Annotated in this window: 8 protein-coding genes, 1 tRNA gene and 2 pseudogenes; 3 read left to right on the top strand and 8 right to left on the bottom strand. The window is 65.8% G+C overall.

All coding sequences use genetic code 11. The features are described from left to right. Positions 1–4 precede the first annotated feature (4 nt). Both B1A87_RS18285 and B1A87_RS18280 read left to right on the top strand, forming a co-directional pair. Complete coding sequence (locus B1A87_RS18285) at positions 5–799, top strand: class E sortase (RefSeq protein ID WP_078028443.1); 795 nt, start codon at positions 5–7, stop codon at positions 797–799. A 168-nt stretch (positions 800–967) separates the two neighbouring features. Continuing rightward, on the top strand, positions 968–1,609 hold the full coding sequence (locus tag B1A87_RS18280; protein WP_078028445.1) for an aminodeoxychorismate/anthranilate synthase component II: 642 nt from the start codon (positions 968–970) through the stop codon (positions 1,607–1,609). Positions 1,610–1,675: 66 nt separating this feature from the next. Here the strand turns inward: B1A87_RS18280 and pknB are convergent, their stop codons facing one another. From pknB to B1A87_RS18245, 7 genes and pseudogenes are all read right to left on the bottom strand, one after another. Continuing rightward, positions 1,676–3,619, bottom strand: coding sequence for a Stk1 family PASTA domain-containing Ser/Thr kinase (pknB, locus tag B1A87_RS18275; protein WP_078028446.1), 1,944 nt, complete (start codon positions 3,617–3,619; stop codon positions 1,676–1,678). Positions 3,620–3,622: 3 nt separating this feature from the next. Next, positions 3,623–5,508: pseudogene (locus B1A87_RS18270) on the bottom strand (protein kinase). After that, positions 5,505–6,959, bottom strand: a complete 1,455-nt coding sequence (locus tag B1A87_RS18265; protein ID WP_078028448.1) for a penicillin-binding protein 2 — start codon at positions 6,957–6,959, stop codon at positions 5,505–5,507. Before B1A87_RS18265 ends, B1A87_RS18270 begins: the two are co-directional and overlap by 4 nt. Beyond that, complete coding sequence (locus B1A87_RS18260) at positions 6,956–8,401, bottom strand: FtsW/RodA/SpoVE family cell cycle protein (protein ID WP_078028449.1); 1,446 nt, start codon at positions 8,399–8,401, stop codon at positions 6,956–6,958. Before B1A87_RS18260 ends, B1A87_RS18265 begins: the two co-directional genes overlap by 4 nt. After that, positions 8,398–10,195, bottom strand: a pseudogene (locus tag B1A87_RS18255) (PP2C family protein-serine/threonine phosphatase). The gene B1A87_RS18260 and the pseudogene B1A87_RS18255 overlap by 4 nt, the downstream one beginning before the upstream one ends. A gap of 2 nt (positions 10,196–10,197) precedes the next feature. Next, positions 10,198–10,680, bottom strand: a complete 483-nt coding sequence (locus tag B1A87_RS18250) for an FHA domain-containing protein (RefSeq protein WP_078028451.1) — start codon at positions 10,678–10,680, stop codon at positions 10,198–10,200. Continuing rightward, complete coding sequence (locus B1A87_RS18245; protein WP_078028452.1) at positions 10,677–11,420, bottom strand: DUF3662 and FHA domain-containing protein; 744 nt, start codon at positions 11,418–11,420, stop codon at positions 10,677–10,679. The genes B1A87_RS18250 and B1A87_RS18245 overlap by 4 nt, the downstream gene beginning before the upstream one ends. 399 nt (positions 11,421–11,819) lie before the next feature. On the opposite strand from B1A87_RS18245, the gene B1A87_RS18240 reads away from it, so the two are divergent. Next, positions 11,820–11,902 (top strand) — tRNA-Leu (locus B1A87_RS18240). 79 nt (positions 11,903–11,981) lie between these two features. On the opposite strand, the gene B1A87_RS18235 is transcribed toward B1A87_RS18240, so the two are convergent. Further along, entirely contained in the window at positions 11,982–12,893 is a 912-nt protein-coding gene (locus B1A87_RS18235) for a 2-hydroxyacid dehydrogenase (protein ID WP_260680942.1), read from the bottom strand. Positions 12,894–13,104: the final 211 nt, after the last annotated feature.

Below are 13,104 nucleotides of genomic sequence, written 5' to 3'. Positions count from 1 at the left end.
ACGCGTGGTACTGCAGGAGAAGGCGGCGCCCGCCGCCGTGCCGGCCACCGGCGTCGTGATCCTGCGCAAAGCAGTCCAGATCTTCGGCGAGCTGCTCATCACGGCCGGCATCGTGCTCCTGCTTTTCGTCGCGTGGCAGCTGTGGTGGACCAACGTGGCTTCGGACGCCAAGCAAAGCGAAGTGGTCAAAGACTTCGCGCGGGAGCTGGGCGGCCCGGTCACTCCCGCACCGGTCCCGAGCCCGTCAGCCCCCGCGCCCGGAACCAAGGATTACGGCAAGCCCGCTGTCGGCACGGCTCCCGGCCACGGCGGGACGATCGGCATCATGTACATCCCCCGGTTCGGCGAAAACTACACCCGGCCCATCGTCGAGGGAACCACGGCGGACGTGCTGGACACCCTTGGCCTGGGCCACTACGGCAACACGTCCATGCCCGGGGCGGTGGGGAATTTCGCCGTGGCCGGCCACCGGCAGACGCACGGTGCCGTCCTGGACAACATCCACACGCTGGTGCCCGGCGACAAAATCTACGTCCAGACACGCGACGGCTACTACGTCTACGTATTCCGGAACAACCGGATCGTGATGCCCACCGACGCCGATGTCCTCCTGCCCGTGCCCTCGCAGCCGGGCGTCAGGCCCACGGAAAGCTTCCTCACCATGACCAGCTGCAACCCCCGGTTCGGATCCCAGGAACGGATCATCGCCTACTCCCTGCTGGACCACTGGCAGCCGGCCTCCGCAGGACCGCCGGCGGAGATCGCAGCCCAGGTGGCACGTGCCCGGGGGGAAGGCTGACATGTACGGCTGGATATTCCGTCACCTGCCGGGCCCCCTCTGGCTCCGCATTGTCACGTCAGTGTTGCTGATCGCCGGGGCCCTGTTCCTGATGGTCGAGTTCCTGTTTCCCTGGATGTCCCAGTTCACACAATTCACCGACTCAACGATTGGTGCGGCAAGCAACCCATGAGCACAACCAAGATCCTCGTCGTGGACAACTATGACAGCTTCGTCTACACCCTGGTGGGCTATCTCCAGGAGCTCGGCGCCGAAACCACGGTGGTCCGCAACGACGACGTGACGCTGGCCGAGGCCATCGAAATGGCGGAAACGCGCGACGGCGTCCTCATCTCGCCCGGTCCGGGCTCGCCGGCCGAGGCGGGCGTCTGCATCGAGCTGATCAAGTGGTGCGGAGAGCACAGCAAGCCGATGTTCGGCGTCTGCCTGGGGCACCAGGCCCTCGCTGAGGCGTACGGCGGGATCGTGACGCACGCGCCGGAGCTCATGCACGGCAAGACGTCGCTGGTGCAGCACGACGGTTCCAGCGTTTTCGCCGGGCTCCCCTCCCCCGTCTCCGCCACGCGCTACCACTCGCTGGCCGCCGTGCGGGAGTCCATTCCCGACGTCCTCGAAATCACTGCCGAGACCGCCAGCGGCGTGGTCATGGGGCTGCAGCACCGCACCGCCCCGCTGTGCGGCGTCCAGTTCCACCCGGAATCGGTCCTCACCGAAGGCGGCTACCAGATGCTGGGCAACTGGCTCGAATCGCTCGGCATGAAGGGCGCAGCCGAACGGGCGGCCAAGCTCAGCCCCCTCATCCAGCACTAGCCAGCCGGAACTTCGCGGGCGCGGCGGCTTACGCCTGCGTCGCGGGGCCGGTCAGCGCGCGGCCGCTCAGCTCTTGGTCGGCGACGGGCTCGGGGTGGGCGACGGGCTGGGTGTGGGCTTCGGCGCAGGAGCCTTTGAAACCGTGACGGTGATGGACTTTCCCTGTTCCACGAGGGCGTTGAGCGGATCGCTCTGCCCGGTTACTTTGCCGGGGACAACCTGGGAGTTCTCCACCTCCCTGATCACCGCGGTCAGGCCGATCGCCTTGAGCGCGGCCTCGGCTTCGGCCTGCGTCATGCCGCGCAGCTCGGGCATGGCCACCTTGCCTGTGGAAACCACAATTTCCACGGTGCTGCCGACGGCCACCTGCTGGCCGGGAGCCGGCTTGGTGGTGATCACAAGGCCTCCGGGCACAGTTGCGCTGTTGGCCATCGTGGTGGAGGGCGCCCCCACGAGGCCGGCCTGGCGCAGGATGTCGCGGGCGGCCGCCTCCGTCCGTCCCGGCAGGGTCGCCGGGACCTTGACGGCACTTGGACCCGCCGAAATATTCAGTGTCACGTCAGAGTCCGGTGCCAGCGACGATCCGGCCGGCGGCTCGGTTCCGATGGCTATGCCCTTCGCGATGGTGTCGTGCTGCACCCGCTTGATCTGCGGCCGCAGCCTCGCGTCGTACAGCAGCTGCAGGGCTTCAGTTTCCGTCCGGGCCTCCACCAGGGGGATGGCAATCCTGACCGGCTCAGCCGGCGGCTGGTTCATCATGTTGTACAGCCACAGGCCACCTCCTGCCAGAACCAGGAGCGTGAAGATCACAAACGTGGCCATCCAGGCGCGACGGCGGGACTTCTGTACCCCGGTGCGCTCCCGTTCGCGGGGGAGGCCAAGGGGCAGGTCATCCTGCTCGGCCGTCTCATAGACCGATGCGGCCTCCGCCGGCAGCACGGCATCGTCTCCGGTGCCGCGCGCCGGGCGGAACCGGCCGCCGGGAGCGTCGTCAAGGAAGCTGGCGCCGGTGACGGAAAAAGCGGCGGTCGCCGGTGTCCGGCGGGGTTCCGGAATGTGGTCGTTGGGGTCCGTCGGCGCCTCACTGGCTGACAGCGCAGGCACGGAGATGCCGTTCTTCGCGGCACGGAGCGCGCGCCGGAAGGCGGCGGCATCCTGGAAACGGTCCGCCCGGTTTTTCTGCAGTGCCTTCGCCAGGACGCTGTCCAGTGCTTCGGAAACTTCGGGATTGAAACTGCTGGCCGGCTCCGGTATCTCGCGAACATGCTGATAAGCCACTGAAACGGGGCTTTCACCAATGAACGGAGGCCGGCCGGTCAGCGTTTCATAGAGCAGGCAGGCGGCCGAGTACAGGTCACTTCGGGCGTCCACAGTCTCGCCACGGGCCTGTTCCGGGGAGAGGTACTGGGCCGTGCCCACCACCGCCTGCGTCTGTGTCATGGTGGCGGACGAGTCAGCCATGGCACGTGCGATGCCGAAGTCCATGACCTTGACCGTGTCCGAGTTTTCGCAGAACATCACGTTGGCCGGCTTGATGTCCCGGTGCACGATTCCGGCCTTGTGGCTGTACTCCAGGGCTGACAGCACACCCAGGGTGTAATCGATGGCCTGGTCAATGGTGATGTCCTTGGACCTGATCAGGTCCCGGAGCGTCTTGCCGGAGACGAATTCCATCACGATATAGGGAACGCGGACGTGATCCTGGGCGTCGCCGGGCACCGCGTGGTCGCCGGTGTCGTAGATGGCGACGATGGAGGGGTGGTTCAGGGCCGCGACGGCCTGGGCTTCACGCTTGAACCGGGCCTGGAACTGCGGGTCCCGGGCCAGATCCGCACGGAGCAGCTTGACGGCAACGGTCCGGCCGAGGCGCGTATCGACGCCACGGTGGACGTCGGCCATTCCTCCGCGTCCTATGAGCTCCCCGAGCTCATAGCGCCCGTTGAGGACGCGCTGTGGTGTCACAGGGATGCTATCCTCCCGGTGCGACGGAGTTCTTGGCGACGTGGTCACGGCTTACCTTTGGGTTGGAACGGTGCTGGGGGTGGCGGCTGGCGGGGAAACCAACGGGGCGGCGAGGTGGTAGGTCACCACGGATCCGGCCTCGACCTTTCGCCCGGCGTCGGGCTCGGACCTGACAAACGTGCCCGCTTCCTGCCCGGGGTCTCCGGCCTCTTCAGCGCCCTTGACCCAGCGCAGCCCGGCCTTTTCGATGGCGGCCTGCACCTCGGCTTCGCTGCTGCCCACGCTGATGTCGGGCACAGAAACCGATTCCGGACCCTTGGAGTACGTCACCTTGATGGTGTCCCCGACCTGCACAGGCCCGGCGGGATTGATGTCAGTGACCGTGCCGGGCGCCGCGGGATTGAAGACCTCGACGCCGTTCACCTGAAGGCCGAGGGCGATCAGGTCGTTGCGGACCTGGCCGTACGGCTTGCCAAGGTAGGCATCGGGTATCAGGTTGATGGCCTCCGGGGTGGTCTCGGTGGGCGTCGGCGACGGCGTGGTTTCCGTTGGGGTTGCCGAAGTTGCCGACGGCGTCGGGCTGGCACTCGTTGAAACAGTGCGGCTCGGGCTGCCTGACGCGGTGCCGGCGGGCGTCTTCGGGAACAGGATGCCGGCCTGGGTCAGCAGGACGCCCACGACGGCGAAGAGGACCAGCAGGATCAGTGCGATCAGCGGCCAGGTCCAGGGCTGTCTCTTATACACATCTAGATGTGTATAAGAGACATCCGCCGGTTCCTCGTCGTACTGTTCCTCTTCCTGGCTCCAGCTGCGCTCGGCGGCGAGGGCGTCGGCCCGCGAGAGTGTGCTGCCGGCACGCGTCGGCGCGTCCCCGGCTGCTGCGGCTGCGCCGGCAGCGCCTCCCGCCGCCGCGTCCAGCGGAGCTGGTTGCTGTCTCTTATACACATCTAGATGTGTATAAGAGACAGCACCGGGAGTGCGGATGTCGCCGTCGTCGAGCTTTTTTCCGAGCCGATGACGCCGGTGGGAGCCGTGTGCGCCTTGACCGGGGCCGTGATGGGGCCGGTGGCGCCTTCGAAAAGCAGCATGCCGGGCACGGCGGCCTGGGCCGCAGGGATGTCGCCGTTGCGGATCGCCTCGGCGGCTTCGGACAGTTTGATGGCGTTGGCCGGACGGTTCTTCGGATCCTTGGCCAGCATGGACATCAGGAGGGCCCGGACCGGCCTCGGAAGGGTTTCCGGCAGCGGCGGCGGGGCGTCATTCACCTGCGCCAGGGCAATGGCGATCTGCGATTCGCCGGAGAACGGGCGGTGGCCCGAGAGGCATTCGTAGCCGATCACGCCGAGGGAATAGATGTCCGAGGCGCCGGTGGCTGTCTGGCCCGTTGCCTGTTCCGGCGCGAGGTACTGGGCGGTTCCCATGACCTGGCCCGTCTGCGTCAGCGGAACCTGGTCGGCCAGGCGGGCGATGCCGAAGTCGGTGACCTTGACCCGGCCGTCGGGGGTGATGAGCAGGTTTCCCGGCTTGATGTCGCGGTGCACCAGCCCCTGTGCATGGGCCACCGACAGCGCACGCGCCGTCTGGGCGATCATGGACAGGGTGCGGTCCGGCGAGAGGACCTGCTCGTGTTCGATGATGCTGCTCAGCGGCTGGCCGGGGACCAGCTCCATGACCAGGTACGCGGAGCCCTCCTCCTCGCCGTAGTCGAACACATTGGCGATGCCCACGTGGTTGAGCAGGGCGGTGTGGCGGGCCTCGGCACGGAAGCGCTGGAGGAATCCGGGATCGCCCGTGTACTCCTCTTTGAGCACCTTGATGGCCACGATCCGGCCGAGGATGAGGTCCTTGGCCTTCCAGACTTCACCCATGCCGCCGATCGCAATACGCGTGGTCAACTGGAATCTGCCGCCGAGGGTGATTCCTGATGTAGGCCTCACTTATTCAACACCGCCTCAAAAATCTTCTTTGCGTTCGGACTGGTTAGCTGTGCGCCGGTGGAGATGTCCACGCCTTGCATGACGATCGTGACAGACACCTGCGGGTCGTTGGCCGGGGCGAACCCGGTAAACCAAGAGTTGTTCAATCCGGTGCCGAGTTCCGCGGTGCCGGTCTTGCCGGCGACCTGCACACCCGGGACTGCGGCTCCGCCGGCGATGCCCTCGCTCACCACGCTGGTCATCCACTGGGTGATCTGGCCGGCGATTTCCGGTGTGGTTGAGGTCCTCAGGGCCGTGGGCTTCGGTTCGTCCAGTACCCGAAGGTCCGGTGAACGTACGGCCTTGATCAGGTTGGGGGCCATCTGGACTCCGCCGTTGGCTATGGCCGAGGTCATCAGCGCGATCTGCAGCGGCGTGGCGCGGACGTCGCGCTGTCCGATGGCGGACTGGGCCAGCCCGGCATCGTCCAGGTTCTTGGGGAAGATGCTCTTTTGGTAGTCGACCTTGAGCTGGTCCCCGAGTTCCTGGCCCCAGCCGAACTTGGCGGCCTGCTCGGCGATCGCATTCTCGCCAAGGTCAAGGGCGATCCTGGCGAAAGGCGTGTTGCACGACTGCTGGAGCGCGAAGGCGAAGGTGGCGGTGTTCCGGGTGTAGCAGTTGCCGCCGGCGTAGTTGGGAAGCTTGTACTGGATACCGGGGAAGGACATCTCCGCCGGATTGGGCAGCTGGCTGTCCGCGTTGTATTTTCCGGAGGCCAGGGCTGCCGCAGTGTCCACGATCTTGAAGACCGAGCCGGGGGCCAGGACTGCCCCCGTGGGTCCGCTGACGGACTGGTTGAGGTTGACGCCCGGGACCTTGATGATCTCGTTGTAGGCAGCCTGCTCTTTGGCGGCGTCCTGGGTGGCGATCAGGTTGGGGTTGTAGGACGGCTTGCTGACCATGGCCAGGATGTTGCCGGTCTTGGGGTCCGTGACTACGATCGAACCCCGCTGGCCGTCCGGAATGAGGTCGTACGCCAGCTTCTGGATCTTGGGGTCGATGGTCAGCTCCACGGAGGCGCCCTTGGGCTGGTTGCCCAGGAAGAGCTGCCCGATCCGGTCCAGGAACTGCTGGTCCGAGCTGCCTGCGAGCTGGGCGTCCATGGCGCGTTCCAGCCCAGTCACTCCGTAATTCTTGGAGAAGTAGCCGGTGAGTCCGGCGTACAGCTCGGGCTGGGCGTAGGTGCGCTGGAATTTGCAGGTCTCGCTGGCCGGGACGGACTCGGCAATCGGTGTGCCTGCCACGAGGATGGCCCCGCGGTCATTGCAGTAGTTCTGCAGGATGGCGCGCTTGTTCCAGGCATTGGCCTTGAGTTCGTCGGCGCCAACCACCTGGACGTAGCTCAGGGCACCGAAGATCAGGGCGAACATGGCGATCGCGGCAATCCAGGAATGTCGAATGGCCTGGTTCACAGGTGTTTCACCGCCTCGGTGGGAGCGTCTGGAAGGATTTGGGTGGCGTTCTTGCCACGCCGGCCGCCGGAGGCTTCGGTTTTCTTCGCCTCAGGAACACCGCCCGGCTGCATGGGCGTCGTGTCCACCGGCCCGCGAGCCGTGTGCGAGATCATCAGCAGGAGGCCCACGATGATCCAGTTCGCCAGCAGGGAGGAGCCTCCGGCGGCGAGGAACGGTGTGGTAAGGCCCGTCAGGGGGATCAGCCGGGTCACGCCGCCGATGACCACGAAGCACTGCAGTGCCACCGCGAACGAGAGGCCGCAGGCCAGGAGCTTGCCGAAGGCATCGCGTGTCCCGAGGGCCGCCCGGAAGCCCCGGGTGAACAGCAGAAGGTACATCAGGACAATGGCGAAGAGCCCGATCAGGCCCAGTTCCTCACCGAAGGACGCGATGATCATGTCGCTGTTGGCAAACGGCACGAGGTTGGGACGGCCCTGGCCGAGGCCGGTGCCCACCAGGCCGCCGCTGGCCATGCCGAACAGACCTTCCACGATCTGGCCGCTGCCGCCGGGAGACCGGCCGAAGACTTCCTCCGTGAACGCGTTGAGCCACGCGTCGATGCGGAGCGCGACGTGCGAAAAGACCTTGGAGGCCACAAAGCCGCCGCCGAGGATCAGTGCGAGGCCGATCACCACCCAGCTGATTCGGCTCGTGGCCACGTAGATCATCACGAGGAACAAGCCGAAGAAGAGCAGGGAGGATCCGAGGTCGCGCTGGAAGATGAGCACGCCGATGCTTACGAGCCATGCTGTGATCATGGGGCCCATGTCCTTGAACCGCGGGAACTGCAGGGGCCCGATCTTGCGTCCGGCCAGCATGATGAGATCGCGGTTGGACGATAGGTAACCGGCGAAGAATATTGCCAGGGTGATCTTGGCGACCTCACCGGGCTGGAAGGTCATGGGGCCGAGCCTGATCCAGACCCGGGCACCCAGGATCTCACCGGCGGAAATGCCGGGCACCAGCGGCAGAATCAACAGCAGCGCGCTGGCGGCCAGCGAAATGTAGGTAAAGCGCCGCAGGACGCGGTGGTCCTTGAGGAACCAGATCACGGCAATGGCGACGGCCATGGCTATCAGCGTCCAGCGGAGCTGGTTGTTGCCGGTGTCCTCGCCGGGAGCGTCCAGCCGGTGGATCATCGCCAGGCCAAGGCCGTTGAGCGCCACCACGATGGGAAGTATTACCGGATCCGCATATTTTGCCCGGAAGCGGAGGACCACGTGGAAGACGAGGGCCGCCACCGCCAAAAGGCTTGATTGGAACCAGAAGTCAGTATCAAGTGCGGTTTGCCCGTCGACGCTGATCAGCGCGTTGGCGCCGATGCTGACCGAGAGGGCCAGCACCAGCAGCAGAAGCTCCACATTGCGCCGGGGTTTGGGCATGGTCTCGGCGATGGTCATTGGCCCGCCTCACAGGTCGCGGTTGGGGTGGGTGCAGCGGATGCCCCGGCAGTAGCGGTCGGCTTCGCGGTGGCAGCAGCCGTCGGCTTTGCAGTGCTGGTCGCCGTGGGCTTCGCGGTGGCTGCAGGGCGTGTGGCCCGCGGCGATGCGGACGGGGTAGGCGACGGAGTAATACATTCGTCCGAGGGCGCCGTGGTGCCCGTGCGTTCAAGGTTTTTGACGATGCGCTGGGCGTCGTAGAGATCGCGCGCGGGCACGGTCTGGCGGACCCGTTGCTGGGAGAACTGGGGCAGGGAATCCATCCGGATGTCCGTGACCGCCTCCAGCGTGGACAGCTGGATGGGGCCGAGGCGCTGTGAAACGCCGTTGAAGATGGCCACCCGCTGATCGAATTCGCCGATGTAGTAGCGGGTCTGGGTCCAGGCGTACCCCAGCCACAGGCCGACGGCGAGGACCACAAGCGCGGCCGCCGCGATGCCCATCGTGATCCAGCGCCGCGGACGTCTCTCGGGCCCGGGCTCCTCAGTGCCGTCGCGGTCCTGCTCGGATTTGTGGGTCAGGACGGTTGCTGCCCGGCGCGCCACGGTGCGGCCTGCAATGGTGGGAATGGAACCCGATTCGGCTGCCGTTACCGCTGCGCCGACCAGGAGGTGTGGCCTGGACGACAGCTCCTGGCGCAGCACTTCTGCCGATAGGTGTTCGCCCAGATGGGGATCTGTGCCGGTGCCGGGTTCCTTGGCCGGGGCGGATTCGGAATCTTCCGTGCCGGCCGCATCCGTTTTGTCATCCGCTTCGACATGCGGTTCAGCATCGTTCGCGGGCGCACCCGTGGACCCGGATGCCTGTCTCTTATACACATCTAGATGTGTATAAGAGACAGGGCGCGTCGGCCGGTTTTGCGGGGCCGGCCGGAGCCGCAGCGCCTGGATCGGCGGCGGCAGCGGGCGTTGCGCCGGGTGCCCCGGCGGGAGCTGTCTCTTATACACATCTAGATGTGTATAAGAGACAGGTTCGGACGTCGTCGGGCGTTTCCTCGACAATTTCCGCCATGACGACGGTGACGTTGTCCGGGGCGCCGGCCTCGAGGGTGAGGTCCACGAGGGTTTCCACGCATTCGCGGAGGTCCTTCGTTTCCCGGACTGTCCGCTCCACGACGTGGCCTGCAACGTAGTTCAGGCCGTCGGAGCAGAGCAGCCAGCGTTCGCCGGGCTGCACCTCCAGCGTGTCGAGGTCCAGTTCGGGGCTCGCGTCGACGTCGCCGAGGACGCGCATCAGGACGTTCTTATGCGGGTGGGTTTCGGCTTCCTCAGGGCGCAGGCGGCCTTCGTCGATCAGCCGCTGGACGAAGGTGTGGTCCACGCTGATCTGCTCAAATTCACCATCACGCAGGCGGTAGGCGCGGGAGTCGCCGATGTGGGCGAAGTGAAGCTTGCCCTCGGCCAGTAGCAGGGCCGTCACGGTCGTACCCATCCCGGCAAGCTTGGGATTGATGTGGACAAGTTCCGAGAGAAGGGAATTGGCGGTCTGGATTTCATCGGCCAGGACGGTACCGGCGTCGCCGTGGTATTCGTCCGTGTCCAGGTGGATCATGTCCAGAACCGTGGCGGCCGAGGCAACATCACCGCCGGCGTGCCCGCCCATGCCATCGGCCACGACGGCGAGATGCCTGCCCACGTAGGCGGAATCGTCGTTCTTGGCACGGATGCGGCCGACGTCGGAACGGGCGGCGTAACGCAAAATGAGCGGCCGCTTCGAGGCTGGTGCCTTCTCTGCGGGAATGTCCGGGGCGGCCATGGCTATGGCCTCAATTCGATGACCGTCTTGCCGATTCTCACGGGTATACCAAGGTCCACGGGAAGGGCCCGGGTGAGCTGTTGGTCGGCCAGATATGTGCCGTTGGTGGAGCCGAGATCCTCAATGAACCAGCGGCTTCCCTGCGGAAAGAGCCGGGCATGCCTCCCGGACGCATAGTCGTCCTCGAGCACCAGGGTGGCCTCCTGGGCCCGGCCCAGCAGGATGGGGCTCGCTGCCAGGGGCACGGTGGTTCCCTTAAGGGGTCCTTCGGTCACCACAAGTTGGCGGGCCTGCTGCTTGACGGGGGCGGGAGGCGGCTCGGCGAGTTCGGGGTTCTTGCGGACCTGCCGTGCCGTGGGCGCACCGGTGGCGGCCTTGCGGCCGATCATGAGGTCGCGGCGCATGGCAGAGACAATGCTGAAGATGAGGACCCAGAGAAGCAGGAGGAAGCCGAAACGCAGGGCGGTGATAGTCAGTTCGCTCATGGGCGGCCGCCAGTGTTGGCGGGCAGGAGGCGGAAGATGATTTTGGTCCGTCCCATCGTGATGGTGGAGCCGTCAGTGAGCTCCATGCTGCCGGCCACTTTATGTCCGTTGACGTAGCTGCCGTTAGTGGAACCGAGATCCACGGCCGTGGTGGTGCCGCCGGCCGTCTGGATTTCCAGATGGCGGCGTGAAACTCCGGTGTCGTCCACCAAAATGTCAGCTTCTGATGAACGGCCCAGGACGATAGAGGGTGCGTTGAGTGAATACCGCTGGCCGTCGATGTCCAGGACCGGCTGCAGGCGGACCGGCTGGCGGCTGGGCGCTGCGGGAACGTTGGCGCGGGGCGCCGCTGGTGCTGGAGCGCCGGCGGACTTTTCGGTTTTCGAGGTGATCTCGAAGTCTCCGGCCCGGTGTGCCTCGTCCCGCCGGAAGGAAATCCGGACGGGGCCCTGCAGTGTGTAGCCCTGGCTGCGGACATGGTTGATGACTACGTCGCAGAGTTCCTCGGCCAGCGGTGTGCCCCACTCCTGGGCCCGCTGGAAGTCGTCGTCGCTGAGCATCACGTCAAAGACATTGGGGGCAAGGGTGCGGCCGGCGGCAACAGTGATGGCTTTATGGTCCACTTCGCGGCGCAGGCGGCTGGCGATTTCCACAGGCTCAACCTGGGCCTTGGAACCGGTGGAGAAGACGCCGCGGACGGCCTTTTCGATGCCACGCTCGACTTTGTCAAGCAAACCCATGGTCCCTCTCCTTTCCTTGCAGCTGCGGGGCAGCACATCTCGTGGAACTCAACTGGCAACGCAGGTCACAACAGAACAGCGGGCCCGCCGGAAGCGGGCGCCTATACATCCGATACTACTTGCCACGCCTGCGAATGACCTTAATCCACAACGCGCCGGACGCTCGATTCGTTCATTTTGGAGGCCCCGGTGTTTGCGGGATCACACGCCCGTGGGCGCAGTCCCGCCGGGCTGCGGCGGCCATAGACGACGGCGACGACGCCTGCGGACGGGACCGGCACTGCGCCCCGGAAAGGCCCGATTGGCGTTTTGCCGGGATTGTCCGTTATGCTTGATCTCGCTGCTTTTACGAGGTTGAAACTCCGGATTCCGGGGCTGAAACTGTGTGGAAGAAGTTGCGCGCGAGTGGCGGAACGGCAGACGCGCTGGCTTCAGGTGCCAGTGTCCGAAAGGGCGTGGGGGTTCAAATCCCCCCTCGCGCACGCATCAGAAACACCCCGGTCTTTGGACCGGGGTGTTTCTTTTTTGCCCTTCCGCAGGGCAGTCGTGCCCGGCCGTGCATCAAACGACAGGCGTGACCAGGGTTCCGTCCGCTGCGAACTGTGCGAGGTTCGCGAGCGTGAGGTCGGCCATGGCGGCCCGTGTCTCGTGTGTTCCGCTGCCCAGGTGCGGCAGCAGGACCACGTTGTCCATCGCCAGCAGATCCTGGGGCACCTTTGGCTCATCGGTGTAGACGTCAAGGCCTGCGCCGGCCAGCTCACCGGCGAGCAGGGCCGCCACCAGGGCCTGTTCGTCGACGACCGAACCCCGGGCGATATTGATGAGGTAGCCGTCAGGGCCGAGTGCCTCGATGACCGCACGGTCAACCACGTGTGCAGAGTCCGGGCCGCCGGCCGCTGCCACAATGAGTACGTCCGTATTCCTGGCCAGTTCCACCGGGGACGGCGCGTAGTCGTACGTTACCCCGGCCGCCTCCTTGCGGTTGTGGTAGCTGATGATGCAGTCGAAGCCTTCCAGCCTGCGGGCAATCACCTTCCCGATCCTTCCAAGGCCAAGGATCCCCACGCGCTTGCCGCTGGCTTTGGTGGCGAGGGGAAAGTTGCCTTTACGGGTCCAATCTCCGCGCCGGACGTACCGGTCTGCGGCGCTGGTGCGGCGCAGCACATCCACGTAGAGGGCGATGGCGGTGTCCGCCACGCAGTCGTTGAGGACATCGGGCGTGTTGCTGACGGAAATTCCCCGCTCTGCCGCCTGCTGGACGTCGGTGGTGTCGTAGCCAACGCCGAAGTTCACCACCGCACGGAGGTTAGGAAGGGCGCGCATCAGTTCGGTTCCCACGCCGAAGCGCCCCGATGTGACGGCGACGTCAAAGGTGCTGCCGCGGCGTTCCAGGAACTCGGCCTGGTCGGCTGCGGAATCGGGGAGCCGGACGGCGCCGTACGCGTCGACCACCGTGTCTTGGACAGTTTGCATGAGTGGCCCTACCTGCAGGACAGCGACGTTGTTGTTCATACCCTGCACAGTAGGTTCGGGGATCCATACGCGTCCAAGATGCAATAAGCATGGATCGATGCAAGATGTGAATTGGTGGTCCAAATTTGGCGGAATAGCGGGGCAGTTGGGGGCGCGTGGTGCCCGTCACATCGCCCCGGGATGCGGCGAAGGGCCCGACGCGGGGGCGGGC

Origin of the sequence: Arthrobacter sp. KBS0703, assembly GCF_002008315.2 — a bacterium.
In the GTDB taxonomy this organism is placed as follows: Bacteria; Actinomycetota; Actinomycetes; order Actinomycetales; family Micrococcaceae; genus Arthrobacter.
Note: the sequence above shows the minus strand (reverse complement) of the source record. Positions and strands in the feature narration are given on the sequence as shown.

Bases quoted from the DNA above. Each gene is read 5' to 3' on its own strand.
- B1A87_RS18235 (WP_260680942.1), bottom strand. From the start codon at position 12,893: ATGCAAACTGTCCAAGACACGGTGGTCGACGCGTACGGCGCCGTCCGG.
- B1A87_RS18260 (WP_078028449.1), bottom strand. From the start codon at position 8,401: ATGACCATCGCCGAGACCATGCCCAAACCCCGGCGCAATGTGGAGCTT.
- B1A87_RS18250 (WP_078028451.1), bottom strand. From the start codon at position 10,680: ATGAGCGAACTGACTATCACCGCCCTGCGTTTCGGCTTCCTCCTGCTT.
- B1A87_RS18280 (WP_078028445.1), top strand. From the start codon at position 968: ATGAGCACAACCAAGATCCTCGTCGTGGACAACTATGACAGCTTCGTC.
- B1A87_RS18245 (WP_078028452.1), bottom strand. From the start codon at position 11,420: ATGGGTTTGCTTGACAAAGTCGAGCGTGGCATCGAAAAGGCCGTCCGC.